The 18,613-nt window shown below is 73.3% G+C and carries 20 protein-coding genes and 1 pseudogene; 20 read left to right on the top strand and 1 reads right to left on the bottom strand.

What is annotated here, in order from left to right; genetic code table 11:
- From PV341_RS33460 to PV341_RS33375, 18 genes and pseudogenes are all read left to right on the top strand, one after another.
- Positions 1–942, top strand: a 942-nt coding sequence (locus PV341_RS33460) for an enoyl-CoA hydratase/isomerase family protein (RefSeq protein WP_500359792.1), incomplete at its 5' end; no start/stop codon positions are given.
- A 132-nt stretch (positions 943–1,074) separates the two neighbouring features.
- Positions 1,075–2,160 (top strand): NADH-quinone oxidoreductase subunit B family protein, encoded by a 1,086-nt coding sequence (locus PV341_RS33455; RefSeq protein WP_500324056.1) that lies wholly within the window; start codon positions 1,075–1,077, stop codon positions 2,158–2,160.
- A 65-nt stretch (positions 2,161–2,225) separates the two neighbouring features.
- Entirely contained in the window at positions 2,226–4,010 is a 1,785-nt protein-coding gene (locus tag PV341_RS33450) for a nickel-dependent hydrogenase large subunit (RefSeq protein ID WP_500324055.1), read from the top strand.
- Complete coding sequence (locus PV341_RS33445; protein ID WP_499509583.1) at positions 4,007–4,528, top strand: NifU-related iron-sulfur-binding protein; 522 nt, start codon at positions 4,007–4,009, stop codon at positions 4,526–4,528. Before PV341_RS33450 ends, PV341_RS33445 begins: the two co-directional genes overlap by 4 nt.
- Positions 4,525–5,172 (top strand): DUF5947 family protein, encoded by a 648-nt coding sequence (locus PV341_RS33440; protein ID WP_500324054.1) that lies wholly within the window; start codon positions 4,525–4,527, stop codon positions 5,170–5,172. Before PV341_RS33445 ends, PV341_RS33440 begins: the two co-directional genes overlap by 4 nt.
- Complete coding sequence (locus PV341_RS33435; RefSeq protein ID WP_500324053.1) at positions 5,169–5,819, top strand: DUF6084 family protein; 651 nt, start codon at positions 5,169–5,171, stop codon at positions 5,817–5,819. Before PV341_RS33440 ends, PV341_RS33435 begins: the two co-directional genes overlap by 4 nt.
- Positions 5,816–7,180, top strand: a complete 1,365-nt coding sequence (locus PV341_RS33430; protein ID WP_500359791.1) for a hypothetical protein — start codon at positions 5,816–5,818, stop codon at positions 7,178–7,180. Before PV341_RS33435 ends, PV341_RS33430 begins: the two co-directional genes overlap by 4 nt.
- Positions 7,177–7,695, top strand: coding sequence for a hydrogenase maturation protease (locus PV341_RS33425; protein ID WP_500324051.1), 519 nt, complete (start codon positions 7,177–7,179; stop codon positions 7,693–7,695). The genes PV341_RS33430 and PV341_RS33425 overlap by 4 nt, the downstream gene beginning before the upstream one ends.
- 52 nt (positions 7,696–7,747) lie before the next feature.
- A complete protein-coding gene (locus tag PV341_RS33420) occupies positions 7,748–7,852 on the top strand; it encodes a DUF6893 family small protein (protein ID WP_499509588.1) in 105 nt (34 codons plus the stop codon).
- A 155-nt stretch (positions 7,853–8,007) separates the two neighbouring features.
- A complete protein-coding gene (locus tag PV341_RS33415) occupies positions 8,008–8,406 on the top strand; it encodes a hydrogenase maturation nickel metallochaperone HypA/HybF (protein WP_500359790.1) in 399 nt (132 codons plus the stop codon).
- Positions 8,407–8,411: 5 nt separating this feature from the next.
- Positions 8,412–9,209 carry a hydrogenase nickel incorporation protein HypB gene (gene hypB, locus PV341_RS33410; RefSeq protein WP_500324050.1) on the top strand — a complete coding sequence of 266 codons (798 nt, stop codon included), beginning with the start codon at positions 8,412–8,414 and terminating at the stop codon, positions 9,207–9,209.
- Positions 9,209–11,602: a carbamoyltransferase HypF gene (gene hypF / locus PV341_RS33405; RefSeq protein ID WP_500324049.1), complete on the top strand. Its 2,394-nt coding sequence runs from the start codon at positions 9,209–9,211 to the stop codon at positions 11,600–11,602. Before hypB ends, hypF begins: the two co-directional genes overlap by 1 nt.
- A complete protein-coding gene (locus PV341_RS33400; protein WP_500324048.1) occupies positions 11,602–11,898 on the top strand; it encodes a HypC/HybG/HupF family hydrogenase formation chaperone in 297 nt (98 codons plus the stop codon). The genes hypF and PV341_RS33400 overlap by 1 nt, the downstream gene beginning before the upstream one ends.
- Positions 11,895–13,019 carry a hydrogenase formation protein HypD gene (gene hypD / locus PV341_RS33395; protein WP_500324047.1) on the top strand — a complete coding sequence of 375 codons (1,125 nt, stop codon included), beginning with the start codon at positions 11,895–11,897 and terminating at the stop codon, positions 13,017–13,019. Before PV341_RS33400 ends, hypD begins: the two co-directional genes overlap by 4 nt.
- 1 nt (position 13,020) lies before the next feature.
- Positions 13,021–14,088, top strand: a complete 1,068-nt coding sequence (gene hypE / locus PV341_RS33390) for a hydrogenase expression/formation protein HypE (protein ID WP_500359794.1) — start codon at positions 13,021–13,023, stop codon at positions 14,086–14,088.
- A 163-nt stretch (positions 14,089–14,251) separates the two neighbouring features.
- Positions 14,252–14,572: pseudogene (locus tag PV341_RS33385) on the top strand (hypothetical protein); the annotation flags it as partial.
- A gap of 260 nt (positions 14,573–14,832) precedes the next feature.
- The gene (locus PV341_RS33380) at positions 14,833–15,270 is read left to right on the top strand and encodes a sortase (protein WP_499509594.1); all 438 of its coding nucleotides are present in this window, start codon (positions 14,833–14,835) and stop codon (positions 15,268–15,270) included.
- 241 nt (positions 15,271–15,511) lie between these two features.
- Positions 15,512–15,973 (top strand): DUF5709 domain-containing protein, encoded by a 462-nt coding sequence (locus PV341_RS33375; protein WP_499509595.1) that lies wholly within the window; start codon positions 15,512–15,514, stop codon positions 15,971–15,973.
- Positions 15,974–16,027: 54 nt separating this feature from the next.
- On the opposite strand, the gene PV341_RS33370 is transcribed toward PV341_RS33375, so the two are convergent.
- Complete coding sequence (locus PV341_RS33370) at positions 16,028–17,602, bottom strand: DHA2 family efflux MFS transporter permease subunit (protein ID WP_500359789.1); 1,575 nt, start codon at positions 17,600–17,602, stop codon at positions 16,028–16,030.
- Positions 17,603–17,741: 139 nt separating this feature from the next.
- On the opposite strand from PV341_RS33370, the gene PV341_RS33365 reads away from it, so the two are divergent.
- Positions 17,742–18,320 carry a dihydrofolate reductase family protein gene (locus PV341_RS33365; RefSeq protein WP_500359787.1) on the top strand — a complete coding sequence of 193 codons (579 nt, stop codon included), beginning with the start codon at positions 17,742–17,744 and terminating at the stop codon, positions 18,318–18,320.
- 41 nt (positions 18,321–18,361) lie between these two features.
- Positions 18,362–18,613: LLM class flavin-dependent oxidoreductase (locus PV341_RS33360; RefSeq protein ID WP_500359786.1), on the top strand; the 252-nt coding region annotated here is incomplete at its 3' end.

Genomic DNA, 18,613 nt, shown 5'->3' with positions numbered 1-18,613 from the left:
GGTGACGGCGGCCCGCCCACGTTCGCGCTGCCCGCCGTCACCGCCCTCGGCGCGCTCCTGCCGCCGCTGCCGGAGGAACCGTTGCCCCCCGAGCTCGCCGGCGACCGTGCCACCTGGGCCGACATCCGCTACCGCGAGTACGGCGCGGCGGGCGTCCTGTCGTTCACGTTCGCGGGCGGCGCGATGTCCGCCGCCGACTGCCGCCGGCTCCTCACCGCGTACCGCCACGCCTGCACGCGGCCCACCTCGGTACTCGTGCTGGGCGGCACCCGGGACGTCTTCTCCAACGGCATCGACCTCAAGACCATCGAGGCCGCCGCGGACCCGGGCGCCGAGTCCTGGGCGAACATCACCGCCATCGACGACCTGGTCGAAGCGGTCCTCACCACCACCGACCGCCTGGTGGTCGCCGCGCTCGGCGGCAACGCGGGCGCGGGCGGCGTGATGCTCGCCCTCGCCGCCGACGAGGTCTGGTGCCGCCAGGGCGCGGTGCTCAACCCGCACTACCGCCTGATGGGCCTGTACGGCTCCGAGTACTGGACGTACACCCTGCCCCACCGGGTCGGCCCCGCCATGACCGCGCGCCTGACGGAGCAGGCGCTCCCGGTCGGCGCGGCCGCCGCGCTGCGGATCGGCCTGGTGGACCGACTGCTGATGTGCGGCCCGCAGGAGTTCGGCGCCGACGTCGCCCGCCTCGCGGCCCGCCTGGCCCGTACGGCCGGGACCCAGCCCAGGATCGCCGCCAAGAAGGCGGAGACCGAGCGCCGCGAGGCGGAGCGCCCCCTGGCGTCCCACCGCGCCGAGGAGCTGTCCCGCATGCGCGAGGCCTTCTTCGACCCCCGGTCCCCGTACCACGCCCTCCGCTCCGCCTTCGTCCACCGCCGCACCCCCGCCGGCACCCCAGCGCACCTGCGGGAGGCGTCGGCGGCCTCCTGCCCCTGAGGGGCGGCTGCGCGGATCGCGGGGCGGTCACCGTATTGGCCCTCTTCGACATCCCCTCCCGGCGAGCCACTCGCTATCAAGGGGGATAGATGCCTTTATGTGGCATTTGTCGCTCGATGAGGAGGCATCCCGATGGATGCGACTGCTTCGACCAAGAACGACGCCGCGCGTACCCCGGCAGCCGGGGACGAGCAGGCCCCGATCCACATTCTCTGGATCAACGCGGGGCTCAGTTGCGACGGCGACTCGGTGTCGCTGACCGCCGCGACGTTGCCCAGCATCGAGGAGATCGTCCTGGGCGGCCTTCCCGGGCTCCCCAAGATCCAGGTGCACTGGCCGCTGATCGACTTCGAGTGCGGTCCGGTCGGGGGCGCCGACACCTTCATCGAGTGGTTCTTCAAGGCCGAGCGCGGCGAGATCGATCCGTTCGTCCTGGTCGTCGAGGGGTCCGTCCCCAACGAGGCGATCAAGGCGGAGGGCTACTGGTGCGGTTTCGGCGACAACCCCGAGACGGGCCAGCCGATCACCACCAGCGAGTGGATCGACCGGCTCGCGCCCAAGGCCCTGGCCGTGGTCGCCATCGGCACGTGTGCCACCTACGGGGGCATCCACGCCATGGAGGGCAACCCGACCGGCGCCATGGGCGTGCCGGACTACCTGGGCTGGGAGTGGAAGTCGAAGGCGGGCATCCCGATCGTCTGCGTACCCGGCTGCCCCATCCAGCCGGACAACTTCGCCGAGACGCTGACGTACCTGCTCTACCAGGCGGCCGGCTCCGCGCCGATGATCCCGCTGGACGACAAGCTGCGCCCGGCATGGCTGTTCGGCGCGACCGTGCACGAGGGCTGCGACCGGGCGGGCTACTACGAACAGGGCCAGTTCGCCGACCGCTACGACTCGCCGCAGTGCCTGGTGAAGATCGGCTGCTGGGGCCCGGTCGTGAAGTGCAACGTCCCCAAGCGCGGCTGGATGGACGGCATCGGCGGCTGCCCCAACGTCGGCGGCATCTGCATCGCCTGCACCATGCCCGGCTTCCCGGACATGTTCATGCCGTTCATGGACGAGCCCCCCGGCGCGCGGCTGTCCAGCACCGCCAGCGGCGCGTACGGCGCGGCGATCCGGCGGCTGCGCTCCATCACGGCCAGGACCGTGGACAAGGAGCCCAAGTGGCGTCACACCGGCCGGAAGCTCACCACCGGCTACAAGGCGCCCTGGTGACCTCACGGCACCGCCCCGGCCACTGACCACCCCCTCCCCCGCTTGACGAAGGGCACGCACACACCATGGCTCCGAAGACGAAGACGGCCGGAGACGGCAGTGGCCTGATGGAGATGTCCTGGGATCCGATCACCCGGATCGTGGGCAGCCTCGGTATCCACACGAAGATCGACTTCAAGCAGAAGCGCGTCGCGGAGTGTTACAGCACCTCGTCGGTCTTCCGCGGCTACAGCGTCTTCATGCGGGGCAAGGACCCCCGCGACGCGCACTTCATCACCAGCCGGATCTGCGGCATCTGCGGCGACAACCACGCCACCTGCTCGGTCTACACGCAGAACATGGCGTACGGGGTGAAGCCGCCGCACCTCGGCGAGTGGATCATCAACCTCGGCGAGGCCGCGGAGTTCATGTTCGACCACAACATCTTCCAGGAGAACCTGGTCGGGGTCGACTACTGCGAGAAGATGGTCCGCGAGACCAACCCGGGCGTCCTGGAGCAGGCCAACCGCACCGAGGCCCCGCACGCCTCCGAGCACGGCTACCGCACCATCGGCGACATCATGCGCTCGCTCAACCCGCTCGAGGGAGAGTTCTACCGCGAGGCGCTGCAGGTCAGCCGCTACACCCGCGAGATGTTCTGTCTGATGGAGGGCCGGCACGTCCACCCCTCCACCCTCTACGCGGGCGGCGTCGGCACCATCGCGTCGGTGCAGTTGTTCACCGACTACCTCACCCGGCTGATGCGGTACGTGGAGTTCATGAAGCGCGTCGTGCCGCTCCACGACGACCTCTTCGACTTCTTCTACGAAGCCCTGCCCGGCTACGAGGAGGTCGGCCGCCGCCGCGTCATGCTCGGCTGCTGGGGCGCGTTCAACGACCCCGAGCACTGCGACTTCACGTACGCGAACATGACCGACTGGGGACGGAAGATGTTCGTCTCCCCCGGCATCGTGGTGGACGGGAAGCTGGTCACCAACGACCTCACGCAGATCAACCTGGGCATCCGCATCCTGCTGGGCAGCTCCTACTACCAGGACTGGGAGGGCCAGCAACAGTTCGTCACCCACGACCCGCTCGGCAACCCGGTCGACCCGCGGCACCCGTGGAACCAGCACACCATCCCGGCGCCCCAGAAGCGCGACTTCGGCGACAAGTACAGCTGGGTGATGTCCCCGCGCTGGTTCGACGGCAAGGAGCACCTGGCGCTGGACACCGGCGGCGGCCCGCTCGCCCGGCTGTGGTCCACCGCGCTCAACGGACTGGTCGACCTGGGGTACGTGAAGGCCACCGGGCACAGCGTGTTGATCAACCTGCCCAGGACGCTCACCAAGCCGGAGACCACCTTCGAGTGGAAGATCCCGCAGTGGAGCAACGCCCTGGAGCGCAACCGGGCCCGCACGTACTTCCAGGCCTACGCCGCCGCCTGCGCCCTGCACTTCGCCGAGATGGGGCTGGAGGAGGTCCGCGCGGGCCGCACCCAGACGTGGGAGAAGTTCGAGGTCCCGGACGAGAGCATCGGCGTGGGATTCACCGAGGCGGTGCGCGGTGTGCTCTCGCACCACATGGTCATCCGCGACGGCAAGATCGCCAACTACCACCCGTACCCGCCGACCCCGTGGAACGCCAGCGTGCGCGACAGCTACGGCACCCCGGGCCCGTACGAGGACGCGGTGCAGAACACCCCGATCTTCGAGGAGAACTCCCCCGAGAACTTCAAGGGCATCGACATCATGCGGGCCGTGCGCAGCTTCGACCCGTGTCTGCCGTGCGGCGTCCACATGTACGTCGGCGGCGGGCGCACCGTGGAGAAGCTCCACGTCCCCACCGGTCTGAGCGGCATGGCCGGATGAGCGCGGAGCAGACGGCGCGGCGCGTCGAGGAGATCCTCGACGCGTTCGCGGCCTCCGGCGACGGCGAGACGGCACGCGCCGCCGAGGAACTGGTGCGCACCCTCATGGAGTTCTACGGCGCGGGCCTGACGCGCGCCGTCACGCTCCTCAAGAACGGCACGGCCGACCCGCTCGCCGTGCTGATCGCCGACGAGATGGTGGCGGGTCTGCTGACCCTGCACGACCTGCACCCCGAGGACACCCTCACCCGGGTCGGCCGCGCCGTCGAAGCGGCGCGCGCCGGGGCGACGGTGGGCATCGAGCACTTCGACCCCGAGACCGGCACGCTGCGGCTGAACGCCCGCGAGGACGGCGGCTGCGGCTGCCCCAGCACCATGGACGCCACCCGGCAGCGCATCGAGGCCGCACTGTCCTGCTTCGCGCCCGAGGTGACGGTGGTCGAGATGCCGCGCTCAGGCCCGGCGGCGGGCGAGCCCGCGCTGCTGCAGATCGGCAACCGTCCACCGGGGGCGCCGTGAGCCCGCGGACCCCCGCGGCCGGACTGCGCCGTTTCGTGGCGCCCCGGCAGCCCGCGATCGAGCGCTGCGAGCTGTGCGGGGTGGAGCTGACGGGACCCCACCGGCACCTGGTCGACACCGGCAAGCGCGCGCTGGCCTGCGCCTGCGTACCGTGCGCGCTGCTCTTCGAACGGCCCGGCGCCGGCGGGGGCCGCTTCGCTTCCGTGCCCGACCGGGTGCTCAGTGACCCGGGCTCGGTGCCCGGCACGGCCTCCTGGCAGCGGCTGCGCATCCCCGTCTCGGTCGCCTTCTTCTTCCACAACTCGGTGCTCGACCGGCCGGTGGTCCTCTACCCGAGCCCGGCCGGCGCCACCGAGAGCGAGGTCGATCCGGGCACCTGGCGGGAGGTCTTCGGCGACTCGCCGCTGGCGGCCGCGCTGCGGCCGGACGTGGAGGCGCTGCTCGTCCGCCGGGACGGCGACGGGGGCGACGGGGGCGAGTGCTTCCTCCTCCCGGTCGACCGGGCCTACGAGCTGGTGGGCCGGCTGCGCCTGAACTGGCAGGGGTTCGACGGCGGTTCCGGCGCCCGCGCCGAACTGGCCGCCTTCTTCGACGACGTACGACAGCGGGCCGCACCGGTGCCGCGGGAGGGGTTGCCGACGTGACCGAGCTGGACTTCGCCTGCACGGGCGTACGGGCGGACCGGTACGCCGCCGGACCAACGCTGGTCTTCCGGCTGCGCATCACCGCCCCTGGCGGGGAACGGGTGCACGCCCTCGCGCTGCGCTGCCAGTTGCGCATCGAACCGGCGCAGCGGGCGTACGGCGAGGCCGAGGCGCAGGGCCTCGGCGATCTGTTCGGCGAGCGTGAGCGGTGGGGCAGCACGCTGCAGCCGATGCAGTTCGCCCAGGTGTCGCTGATGGTGCCGGGCTTCACCGGCGAGACCGAGGTGGACCTGCCGGTGCCGTGCACCTACGACATGGACGTCGCCTCGACGAAGTACTTCGAGGCCCTGGAGGACGGCGAGGCGCCGCTGCTGCTGCTCTTCTCCGGCACCGCCTTCCTCGGCCCGGCCGGCTTCCAGGTGCAGCCGGTGCCCTGGGACAAGGAGGCCGTGTGCCGTATGCCGGTGGCGGTGTGGCGCGAGACCATCGACGCCCACTTCCCGGGGTGCGGCTGGATCCGGCTCCCGCGTACGGCGCTGGAGTCGCTGCGGTCCTTCCGCAGCGCGAACGCGCTGCCCTCCTGGGAGGCGACCGTCGAGGCCCTGCTCGCCGGCGCCGCCGCCCCGGCGGGAGGTGCCGCCCGGTGACGGCCGCCACGGAACGCTTCGCGACGGCCCGTCAGGCCGCCGACGCCGTCCTGTTCGAGGGCTACGTGCTCTACCCGTACCGGGCGTCCTCGGCGAAGAACCGGATGCGCTGGCAGTTCGGGGTGCTCGTGCCCCCGGTGTGGGCGGACGCGTCCGGCGAACCCGTCCTGCAGCGGACCCAGATCCTCATGGAGCCGCGCGCGGACGCCGCGCTCCACGCGGAACTGCGCTTCCTGCACGCCCAGCGGCGCACGGTGGAACGGATCCTGAGCGACGGCGAGTTCGAGCCCACCGACGAACTCCAGCTGCCGGACCGGGTGCTGGTCCCGTGGGACGAGGGCGTGGAGGAACGCGTCGAGGTGTCCGTCGACGTCGCGGCGCTGACCGCCGAGGACGTCGTCCTGCCCTTCAGCGTCCCCGCGACGGAGGAGAGCGAGATCGTCACCGGCGCCGACGGCAGCCCCGCCGGGCGCGTCCTGCGCTGCCGGGCACGCCTGGAGGGCGTCCTGCGGATCTCCGCCGAGGAACTGCCCGGCCCCTACCGGGTGCTGAGGCTCACCGCCGTCGCGGAGAACACCGGGTGCGCCCTGGCCTCCAGCCGCGAGGAGGCACTGCCGCACGCGCTGGTCTCGGCCCATCTGATGCTGGGCCTGACCTCCGGCTACTTCGTGTCGATGACGGACCCGCCGGAATGGGCGAAGGCCGCCGTCGCCGAGTGCCGCAACGAGAACACCTGGCCGGTGCTGGCGGGCGACCACGGCGCGGCGAACGTGGTGCTCTCCTCCCCCATCATCCTGGAGGACCATCCGCGGATCGCCCCGGAGAGCCCGGGGGCGCTCTACGACGCCACCGAGATCGACGAGATCCTGGCGCTGCGCACCGCCGCCCTCACCGACGAGGAGAAGCGGCAGGCGCGCGGTACGGACGACCGGGCCGCCGCGGTGATCGACCTGGCCGAGTCCATGCCGCCGGAGGTGATGGAGCGTCTGCACGGGGCCGTGCGCGCGCTGCGCGAGGTCACCGATCCGGCAGGCCCGCCCGCCGCGGCTCCCCGGACCCCCTGGTGGGACCCCGGCGCCGACGCCTCGGTCGACCCGGCCCGGGACCGCGTGATGGTGGGCGACACCTGGGTGGCCGCGGGCAGCCGGGTCGTACTGCAGCCGGGACGGCGGCGCACCGACGCACAGGACCTGTTCCTGCACGGGCGCAGCGCCCAGGTGGAGGCGGTGCTGCACGACGTGGACGGCGGGGTGCACCTCGCGGTCACCGTCGACGGCGACCCCGGCGCGGAGATCCGCCGCGAACAGGGCCGGTTCCTGTACTTCCAGCCCGACGAACTCGCTCCCCTGGAGGACGCGTGAGCACGGGCGGCGTGCTGGTCGCCGGCATCGGCAACATCTTCCTGGGTGACGACGGCTTCGGCGTCGAAGTGGTGCGCCGGCTGTCCGGGCACCCGCTGCCCGACGGCGTCCACGTCACCGACACCGGCGTGCGGGGCGTGCACCTGGCCTACCAGCTCCTCGACGGGTACCGCAGCGTGGTCCTCGTCGACGCCGTCGCGCGCGGCGGCTCCCCCGGCACGCTGCACCTCATCGAGGCTCCGCCGCCCGGCGGCGACGGCCCGGGCGAGGCCCTCGTGGACGGGCACCGGATGACCCCGGACACCGTACTGGCGCTGCTCGACACCCTCAGCGCCGGGACGGATGCCCCCAGGCCCTCCCGGGTCCTGGTGGTGGGCTGCGAGCCGGCCTGCCTGGAGGAGGGCATCGGTCTGAGCGCTCCCGTGGCCGCCGCCGTGGACGAGGCCGTACGCCTGGTGCTGCGGGTCGTCGGTGAGGAGTGCGACCGGCCCGCGGACCCGCACGCGGTGGCCTGACCGGCCCGCCGCGCCACAGATCCCGGCAACGAGCAGAAAGGAGCACCCCGCCATGTGGAAGATCGCCCTGAGCGCGGTGGGCGCGGCCGTGGCCGCCCTCGCCTTGTCCCGCGTCCTGCCCGACGTGAAGCGCTACCTGCACATCCGGTCCATGTGAGGCCGAACGGGTAGGCCGTCGCCGCCCCGGCGGCGTGGCGGGCCGGGTGCCCCGGGCGCCGGGCCTTCAATGAGCCGCGTCAGCCGCCGGCACCGCCCACCGGGCGCGCCGGCAGCCGGGGCCCGGCCGGCACCCGCACACCGGAGAAGAGACCGATGCACGAGATGTCCATCGCAGTGGCGGTGGTGGAGCAGGTCGAGGAGGCCGCCGCCCAGCTCGCGGACGGTACGGGGGCGGCGCCCTCCGCGGAGTCCGTCCACCTGGAGGTCGGCGAACTCGCCGGTGTCGTGGCGGACGCCCTCGCCTTCAGCTTCGACCTCGCCTGCACCGGCACCGTACTGGAGGGCGCGGCCCTCACCACCGAGACCGTCCCCGGCCGGGCCCGCTGTGCGCGCTGCGCGCGGGACTGGCCCACCGGCATGCCCCCGCGGCTGACCTGTCCCGGCTGTGACAGCGCGGCGACGGAGCTGCTGTCCGGCCGTGAACTGCGGATCACCGAGGTGCGGTGGGCCGCGCAGCGCCGGCCGGCCGCCACACTCCCCGAGGAGCGCTGAGGACCATGTGCAAAGTGACCGATCTGCAGCAGTCCGTGCTCGCCAGGAACGACCGTGGCGCACAGGATCTGCGCCGGGAACTGGCCGCACGCGGAACCGTCATGGTGAACCTGCTGTCGAGCCCGGGCAGCGGCAAGACGGCGCTGCTGGAGTCGGAACTGGGGCTGGCCCGGTTGCGGGGGGTGCCGGTGGCGGCGCTCACCGCCGACCTGGCCACCGAGAACGACGCGACCCGGCTGGCCCGCTCAGGTGCCCCGGTGCGGCAGGTGCTCACCGACGGGCTGTGCCACCTGGAGTCGGCGATGGTGCGGTCGCAGGTGGACTCCTGGCTGCCGGAGGGCACGCACCTGCTGTTCGTGGAGAACGTCGGCAACCTCGTCTGCCCCGCCTCGTACGACCTCGGCGAGTCACTGCGCGTGGTGCTGGCATCGGTCACCGAGGGCGAGGACAAGCCGCTGAAGTACCCGACGGCCTTCGGCCTGGCGCATCTGGTGATCGTGACGAAGCACGACATCGCCGAGGCGGCCGGCTTCGACGAGGCGGCCTTCCTGGCGGCCGTCGCCCAGGTCAACCCGGGCGTGGAGGTGGTCGTCACGTCCACGCGGGACGGCGACGGCGCGGGCGTGCTGCTGGAGCGGGCGCTGGCCGTGCACGCGGGGGCCGCGGTCCACCGTCCGGTGATGGCGCGCACCGCCGTGGAGAACGGCCACGCGCACGGGCACACCCATGCGCACGAGCACCCGCACGAGCACCCGCACCAGGACGCCGCCGGGCACACCCACTCCGTGGGCCACACGCACTGATGCCGGGTCAGCCGGGGCCCGCGGCCCGGACCGCGCAGCGCCGCAGGGTGCTGGTCCGGGGGGTCGTGCAGGGAGTGGGCTTCCGGCCGTTCGTGTTCGGTCTGGCCCGTGAGCTGGGGCTCGCGGGCCACGTCGGCAACACCGGCGACGGGGTGGTCGCCGAGGTCGAGGGCACCCCCCGCGCGGTGGCGTCCTTCTGCACACGGATCGGCTCCGAAGCGCCGCCGCTGGCGGTGGTGGAGTCGGTCTCCCATCATCTGCTCCCCCTCGCGGGCGGCACGGACTTCACCATCAGCCCCTCGCGCCCCGGCGACGCGGCCTCCCGCACCCTGGTCTCCCCCGACACCGCCACCTGCGAGGCGTGCCTGGCCGAGCTGCGCGACCCCGCGGACCGCCGCCACCGGCACCCGTTCATCACCTGCACGCACTGCGGGCCGCGCTTCACGATCGTCACCGGCCTGCCGTACGACCGGCCCAACACCACGATGGCCCGGTTCCCGATGTGCGCGACGTGCCGGGCCGAGTACGAGGACCCCGCCGACCGCCGCTTCCACGCCCAGCCCGTCTCCTGCCACGACTGCGGTCCCCGGCTGCGGCTGGTCCTGCCCGGCACGAAGGGCGCGGACGGCACGGACGGCACGACATGGCAGGGCGAACCGCTCGCGGAGGCACGGCGGCTGCTGGCGGCGGGCGCGGTCGTCGCGGTGAAGGGCCTGGGCGGCTACCACCTGGCCTGCGACGCGGGCAACGAGGAGAGCGTACGGCTGCTGCGGGCCCGCAAGGACCGCGGCGACAAGCCGTTCGCCCTGATGGCGCGGGACGTCGCGGACGTGAAGCGGCTGGCCCAGGTCGGCCCGGCGGAGCGGGAGTTGCTGACCGGCGCGCGTCGGCCGATCGTCCTGCTGCGGCGGCGCGCGGGGGTGCGCGGGGTCGCGGAGGCCGTGGCGCCGCGGGTCGCCGACCTCGGGGTCATGCTGCCGTACACGCCGGTCCACCATCTGCTGCTGGGGCTGCCGGGCGATCCCCCGGGGCCCCGGCTGCTGGTGATGACCAGCGGCAACCTGGGCGGGGAGCCCATCGTCACCGACGACGAGCAGGCGCTGGAACGGCTGGCGGGCCTGGCCGACGCATGGCTGACGCACGACCGGCCCATCCATGTGCCGTGCGACGACTCGGTGGTGCGGATCTGCGACGGCGAGGAACTGCCCGTACGCCGCTCGCGCGGTTACGCGCCCTTCCCGGTGCCCCTGCCCGTGCAGGTGGCACCGGCGCTCGCCGTGGGCGGCGACCTGAAGAACACCTTTTGCGTGGGCGAGGGACGGCACGCCTGGCTGTCGGCCCACGTCGGCGACATGGACGACCTGGCGACGCTGACCGCCTTCACGGCCGCCGAACGCCAGTTGGAGGAGATCACCGGGGTCAGGCCCGTGCTGCTCGCCGCGGACCGGCACCCCGGTTACCGCTCGGTGGGCTGGGCCCGGCGCTCCGCGGGCGAGCGGCCGCTGCGGCTGGTGCAGCACCACCACGCGCACGTCGCGGCGGCGATGGCCGAGGCAGGGCTGGACGGGACACGTCCGGTGATCGGCGTCGCCTTCGACGGGACGGGCCACGGCGACGACGGCGCGGTGTGGGGCGGTGAGTTCCTGCTCGCCGACTACGACGGCTTCCGTCGCCCCGCGCACCTGGCGTACGTGCCGCTGCCCGGCGGGGACGCGGCGGTGCGCCGCCCCTACCGGATGGCGCTGGCGCATCTGCGGGCGGCCGGTCTGCCCTGGGCGCCGGAACTGCCCTGCACGGCCGCCTGCCCGGAGGACGAACGATCGGTGCTGGCCGCCCAGTTGGAACGGGGGCTGCACTGCGTCCCGACCTCCAGCATGGGCCGGCTCTTCGACGCCGTCGCCTCGCTGGCCGGGGTGTGCCACGAGGCGGGGTACGAAGCGCAGGCCGCCGTCGAACTGGAGGCCGCGGCGGTGGCGGCGGGCCGACTGCCCACGGAGGGCTACGCCTTCACCCTGCGCATCGGCGCCGGCGCCGACGGAGCGACCGCCTGCGACCCCGGCCCGGTGCTGGCGGCCGTCGTCGCCGACCTGCACGCGGGCGTGCCCGCCGGGGTGGTCGCCGGGCGCTTCCACCGGGCGGTGGCCGACCTGGTGCGCCGGGTGTGCGCGGCCGTTCGGGAGGCGGAGGGCACCACGACCGTGGCGCTCAGCGGCGGCGTCTTCGCCAACGCCCTGCTGTCCTCCGCGTGCGCGCGGGACCTGCGCGAGGACGGGTTCACGGTGCTGCGCCACCGGCTCGTCCCGCCCAACGACGGAGGCCTGGCGCTCGGCCAGTTGGTCGTCGCCGCCCGCGGCGGCCCCACGAACCCCCACCCACAGCGAGGAGACAGCTGATGTGCCTGGCGGTACCCGGCAAGGTGCTGGAGATCGAGGAACGGGACGGCACCAAGATGGCGACCGTCGACTTCGGCGGCGTGGTGAAGGACGTGTGCCTGGAGTACCTGCCCGACCTCCAGGTCGGCGAGTACGCCATCGTCCACGTCGGCTTCGCGTTGCAGCGGCTCGACGAGGAGTCGGCGCGGCAGACGCTCGCCCTCTTCGGGAACCTCGGGCTGCTGGAGGAGGAGTTCGGCGACCCCTGGCAGCAGGCGGCCGCCGAGGCGGGAACGACGGCGGAGGCGGAGCGGTGAAGTACATCGACGAGTTCCAGGACCCGGAGCTGGCGCGGAGGCTGCTGGACGACATCCACGCGACCGTGACCAGGCCCTGGGCGCTGATGGAGGTGTGCGGCGGCCAGACCCACACCATCATCCGGCACGGCATCGACCAGCTCCTGCCGAAGGAGGTGGAGCTCATCCACGGCCCCGGCTGCCCGGTCTGCGTGACCCCGCTGGAGGTCATCGACAAGGCACTGGAGATCGCCTCCCGCCCCGGGGTGATCTTCTGCTCCTTCGGCGACATGCTGCGCGTCCCCGGCACCGGGCGCGACCTCTTCGGCGTCCGCGGCGAGGGCGGTGACGTGCGCGTCGTCTACTCCCCGCTGGACGCCCTGCGGATCGCCCGGGAGAACCCCGACCGCGAGGTCGTCTTCTTCGGCATCGGGTTCGAGACCACCGCCCCGCCCAACGCGATGACGGTGTACCAGGCCCGGAAGCTCGGCATCGCCAACTTCAGCCTGCTGGTGTCCCACGTGCGCGTCCCCCCGGCGATCGAGGCGATCATGCGCTCGTCGGACTGCCGCGTGCAGGGGTTCCTGGCGGCCGGTCATGTGTGCAGCGTGATGGGGACGGAGGAGTACCCGGAGCTGGCGGACGGGTTCGGTGTGCCGATCGTCGTCACCGGCTTCGAACCGCTGGACATCCTGGAGGGCGTACGCCGGGCGGTGCACCAGCTGGAGCGCGGCGAGTACCGGGTGGAGAACGCCTACCCGCGCGCCGTGCGCCCGGAGGGCAACCCCGCGGCGAAGGCGATGCTCGCGGACGTCTTCGAGGTCACCGACCGCGCCTGGCGCGGCATCGGGGTCATCCCCGACAGCGGGTGGCGGCTGTCGGAGCGGTACCGCGAGTACGACGCCGAGCACCGGTTCTCCGTCACGGGCATCACCACGCGGGAGCCGGCCGCCTGCCGCAGCGGCGAGGTCCTGCAGGGCCTGATCAAGCCGCACGAGTGCGAGGCGTTCGGCGGTGCCTGCACGCCCCGCACGCCTCTGGGCGCCACGATGGTCTCCAGCGAGGGGGCCTGCGCCGCGTACTACCTCTACCGCCGGCTCGGCGGGACCAGCGCACCCCTGGAGGCGAGCCCCGTTGGCTGACATCGCAGAGACCCTCGCCGCCCCGGACTTCTCCGGCTGGACCTGCCCGGCGCCGCTGCGCGACCAGCCACGGGTGGTGATGGGCCACGGCGGCGGGGGCGCGCTGTCCGCGGAACTCGTCCGGTACGTCTTCGCCCCCGCCTTCGGCGGCGAGGTGCTGGCCGGGCTCGCCGACTCCGCGGCCGTGACGCTGGGCGGGGCCCGGCTGGCGTTCTCCACCGACTCCTACGTGGTGCGGCCGCTGTTCTTCCCCGGCGGCAGCATCGGCGACCTCGCCGTCAACGGCACGGTCAACGACCTGGCGATGAGCGGGGCCAGGGCCGCCTACCTCTCCTGCGGCTTCATCCTGGAGGAGGGGGTGGAGATGCCGCTGGTGGCGCGGGTCGCCGAGGCGCTCGGCGCGGCCGCGCGCACCGCCGGGGTGGAGGTCGTCACCGGCGACACCAAGGTCGTCGAAGCCGGCCACGGCGACGGGCTGTACATCAACACCGCGGGCATCGGTCTGATCCCCGACGGTGTCGACATCCGTCCGCAGCGCGCGGCGCCGGGCGACGTGGTCATCGTCAGCGGGGAGATCGGGGCGCACGGCGTCGCCGTGATGAGCGTGCGCGAGGGCCTGGAGTTCGGGGTCGAGATCGAGAGCGACACGGCGGCGCTCGGCGGGCTCGTCGAGGCCGTGCTGCGCGTCACGACGGACGTGCACGTGCTGCGCGACCCCACGCGTGGCGGTCTGGCGGCGGCCCTCAACGAGATCGCGGCCGCCTCGGGTGTCGGTGTCGTCCTGCAGGAGCGGGCGGTGCCCGTGCCACCCGCGGTGGCCAACGCCTGCGCGGTGCTGGGCCTGGACCCGATGTACGTCGCCAACGAGGGCAGGCTCGTCGCCTTCGTGCCCCGCGCGGTGGCCGAGAAGGTGCTGGCCGCGATGCGCGCGCATCCGCTCGGCGCGGACGCGGCGGTCATCGGGGAGTGCGTGGCGGACCACGCGGGCATGGTCGTCGCCCGTACGGGCCTGGGCGGGACGCGGGTGGTGGACCTGCCGCTGGGCGAGCAGTTGCCGCGCATCTGCTGACCGCGGACCGGATCCGGCCGGTCCGCGGACGCGGGCCGGCCGGGCACGTCCCGCGCACCGCACCGCCCATCGTCGACGAGCCCCCGGGGAGGACGGCGTCGCATTCCGGCATCCGGCCGAGCGGACCGACGAGGACGGCGGACGGGGCCGGTTCGAGCGGCTCGCCGAGGCGACGTCCAACTTCACGGCGTCGCCGCTCTTCTACTGCCTCTGCCTGCTCCTGGTGGCCGGCTTCCTCGTCGTCCACGCCCTCGGGCTGCCCTTGAAGTGGCAGCTGTTCGCCGCGGATCTGATGACGGCGGTCACGCTGCTGCTGCTCGCCCTGCTCAAGAACGCCGAACGCCGCGCCGAGCACGCCGTCCAGCGCAAGCTGGACGCGATCGCCGCCGCGCTGCTGGAGCAGGGCGGCAGCTCCCACGAGGCACGGGACGCGCTGCGTGAGGTGATCGGCCTCCACGAGGAAGCATGCCCCCCTATTTTCTGATGCTCCGTCAATCTTGTTCCGGCAGCGTATCCCTGTCGGCCCGTCACCTGATTGCGGGTAAGGCAGCCCACTTTCGCAGGCGATCGTCCGCAGGGGGCGTGACCTGCGGTGACGTGGCGAGCCGGGGCCGGGCGGGGACGCGTTCGGCGCCGTGAGCACCGCTTTCGGGTGGCAGGCCCCACACGGTGCTGTTTTGCTCCGCGTGGAGCGGACACCCTGGGACCGCTCCTCTCCCTGCCCGTTCGACCTGGAGCTGCCTCATGCCTACAACACGCGTTCTTGGCGGTGTCGCCATGGCCGCGGCCGTCATCGGTCTCACCGTTCCCACCGCCTCCGCCTCCGCCCCTGCCTCCGACTTCCCCAATGCATGGGTCACCCCCTACTACGCCGTCCCCGGAATGCGGCTGATGGTCACCACCACGGCCTGCGGCCGTGACGCCAACTACTCCAAGGGCCAGTCCGAAGCCGGCGGCCAGGTCAACCTGCTGCCCCTGGGCAGGGGCGGCGGCCTGCTGGCCGGCAGCTTCCGGGTGCCGAAGCACACCCGGCCGGGCTGGTACACCGTGACGCTGCGGTGCCCGCCGCGCGTCCAGACCACCGCCTCCTTCCGGGTGGTCAGGGGCTTCGCGCACGGGTTCTCCGGCCGCGACTGCGACGACGACTTCGGTCCCGTCGGCCGGCGGTCCGCCCGACGCTGACCCCCGGTGCCCGGGTCCTCGGACCGCTGCCCCGGCCGCCGCTCAGGATGACGGTGGCGCGGCCGGGGCAGCGGGGGCACGGGACAGCGGGTGAAGGTCCGGGGAACGCTCCCGCACCGACCTTTTTCACGCTTCCGGGTGGCGATCGGCGTCCGGACGGAAGAGTGTGGAGGGAAAGAGGGGGCGCGCGGCCCGCGAGGCGGCGCCGAGGCGGTGGCGGCGCGTGAGCGAGGAGACGGACATGCGAGAGAACGAGATGGGTGACGAGGTCTACCAGCCCGACGGGTCAGAGGTACAGGACGACGCCGGGCTGCTGGAGCCCGAGGACACCCTGGACTACCACGGTGTCGACCAGATACTCGACGAGGGCTACTCACCGCCGGAGCGGCCCTGGGCGGTGAACAAGCCCGCCATCACCGCGGCGGGCCGCCTGCGGGGCGAGACGCTCGACGAACGCCTGGCCGAGGAGCTCCCGGACCTGCCGGTCCCCGACGGGGACGGCATCGGGGACGCGTGGGACACCGACGGGGAGCTGATCGACGGCGAGGTCGGGGGCCCGCGCGCCGGGCGTCTGGTCGCCCCCGACGAGGGCGCGCACTACGAGACCGAGGGCATGGTCGCCCAGGACATCGGCATCGACGGGGCGGCCGCCTCCGCCGAAGAGGCCGCGATGCATCTCGTACCGGAGTCCGAGGAGTACTGACCCCCCCTGACCCGGTCGCGCCGGGACCCGGTGGCGCGGACCCGGTCGCGCGGGTCACCCGGCCGGGGGGCGGTCCTTGCGCATGTCCGGCCCGCCGCCGGTCACCGTCCCGCATGCGGACTCCTCGCCGCTCTGCAGGGGCGGAGCGCCGATGGCGCAGTAGTGCTTGCACGCCGGAGCCGGCTTGGCCGGCTCCTCGGGGGTCTCGCGGAGCACGTCGGAACGGATGCCGAACCAGGCGAGGAGCGAGCCCACCACGAGCATCCCGGCGCAGATCGTCACGGCGACCCGGAACCCGTGGCCGAAGGCCGCCGGGTCCTCGTAGTCGTCGCCGGAGAGCCCGGCCATGAGCGGCAGGGCGGCCACCGCGAGGAGGCCCGCCGCACGGGCCACGGCGTTGTTCACACCGGACGCGGTGCCCGCGAGCCGTACCTCGGCGGCGCCGAGGACGGTGGCGGTGAGCGGGGCGACCGTGGCCGCCAGGCCCAGGGCGAAGACGCACACCGCGGGCAGGACGTCGGCGACGTACGACGCCTCCGCGCCGATCCGCAGCATCAGCAGCAGGCCGACGGCGGAGACCGCCGGCCCGACCGTCATGGGGATCCGCGGCCCGATGCGCTCGGCGAGCCGACCCGCGCGCTCGGACAGCGCCAGCATGATGACGGTGATGGGCAGCAGCGCCGTCCCGGAGGCCAGGGGGGAGTACCCGGCCTCGGTCTGCAGCTCGAGCACCAGGAAGAAGAACAGGCCGCCGAGCGCCGCGTAGACCGCGAAGGTGACCAGGTTCGCGGCGGTGAACTGGCGATTCGAGAAGAGCCTCGGCGGCAGCATCGGGTGCGGGCTGCGCCGCTCGGTCACCACGAACCCCGCGAACGCGGCCAGGCCCGCCACGCCGGAGACGCAGACGGCGGCGATGTCCGGGTGGCTTCCGCCCGCGGAGATCAGGGCGTAGGTGACCCCGGCGAGGCCGACCGCACCGAGCACCGCGCCCGCGACGTCGAAGCCGCCGGTGACGCTCTCGTCGCGGCTCTCCGGGACGTGCCGGGAGGCGACCGCGATGACCAGGACGGCCAGCGGGAGGTTGATGAAGAACACCCAGCGCCAGCTGACGGCGTCGACCAGCCAGCCGCCGAGCAGCGGCCCCAGCGCCCCCGCGATGCCGCCCAGGCCCGACCACACGCCGATCGCGCGGGCCCGGTCCTGGGACGCGAAGGACGCCTGGATCAGGGCCAGCGACCCGGGGGTGAGCAGCGCCCCGCCGACACCCTGCAGGGCGCGGGCGGCGATCAGCACCTCGATGCTGGGGGCGATGCCGCACAGCAGGGAGGCCAGCGCGAACCACACCGTACCGATCATGAAGACCTTGCGCCGCCCGAAGCGGTCGCCGAGCGAGCCGCCCAGCAGGATGAGCGCGGCGAGGGTCAGCGTGTAGGCGTTGATCGTCCACTGGAGACCGGCGAGCGTGGCGCCGAGCTCCTTGCCGATCGTCGGGAGCGCGACGTTGACGACGGTGCCGTCGAGGAGGGTCATGCCCGAGCCCAGGACCACCGCCGCGAGGACCCATCGCCCGCTCGCCCCGCCCAGCGTCAGCGTCCCGGCCCGGTCCGTCGCGCCCGCGGCTTCCGTCATCCCAGCCTCCGCCATCCCCCGCCGTCCCCCGCGGGTCGTCACCGAATCTACTCCGGGGGCCGGGGTATCGCGTGGCGGTGGGATCCCTCCACGGACTACCTTGGCGCCGGTCGACGATCATCGCGTACCAGGGGGCAGCATGCGCAGGCTGACGTATTTCGTGGCGTCCACGATCGACGGGTTCGTGGCCGGGCCGGAGGGCGAGTACGACTTCCTCGCGGCCGTGGGCGACCACATGGAGACGGTCCTCGCCGAGTACCCGGAGACCCTGCCGGCGCAGGCCCGCGGCCCGCTGGGCATCGCCGACGCGCCGAACCGGCGGTTCGACACGGTGCTGATGGGCCGGGCCACGTACGAGGTGGGGCTGCCCTTCGGGCTGACCAGTCCCTATCCGCACCTGCGGCAGTACGTGGTGTCCGGGAGCATGACGGCGAGCCCGGACCCCGCGGTGGAGCTGGTCTCCGGTGACCCGCTGGAGTTCGTGCGCGGGCTGAAGCGGCGGGACGGGGCTGGCATCTGGCTGTGCGGGGGCGGCCGGCTGGCGGCCTCGCTGCGCCCGGAGATCGACGAGCTGGTCGTCAAGCTCAACCCCGTGGTCGCGGGCGCCGGCGTCCCGCTGTTCGCGGGCGGTTTCGCCCCGCAGGCGTACGACGTGACCGAGGTGCGGACGCACAAGAACGGCGTGCTGATGGTGACGTACGCCCGCCGGGAGGACTGAGCGGCGTCCGGGGCGCCGCCACCCGGGAATCCCGCGTCGCGGTGGGCGTTGCACCAAAGGTGATCGCACCGCAGCTCCCCCCGATTCCGTTCTCGATCCTCGACCGCTCCCCCGTCCGCGAGGGCGCCGAGCCCGCGCAGGCGTTGCGGGACACGGTGTGGCTGGCGCGGCACGCCGAGGAACTGGGCTACCGGCGCTTCTGGGTGTCGGAGCACCACGGGGTGCCGGGGGTGGCGGGATCCTCGCCGGTGGTGCTGGCCGCGGCGGTCGCCGCAGCCACGTCCCGGATCCGG

Source organism: Streptomyces sp. PA03-1a, assembly GCF_033792805.1.
Classification (GTDB): Bacteria; Actinomycetota; Actinomycetes; order Streptomycetales; family Streptomycetaceae; genus Actinacidiphila.
This window is presented reverse-complemented; position numbering and strand designations above follow the sequence as displayed.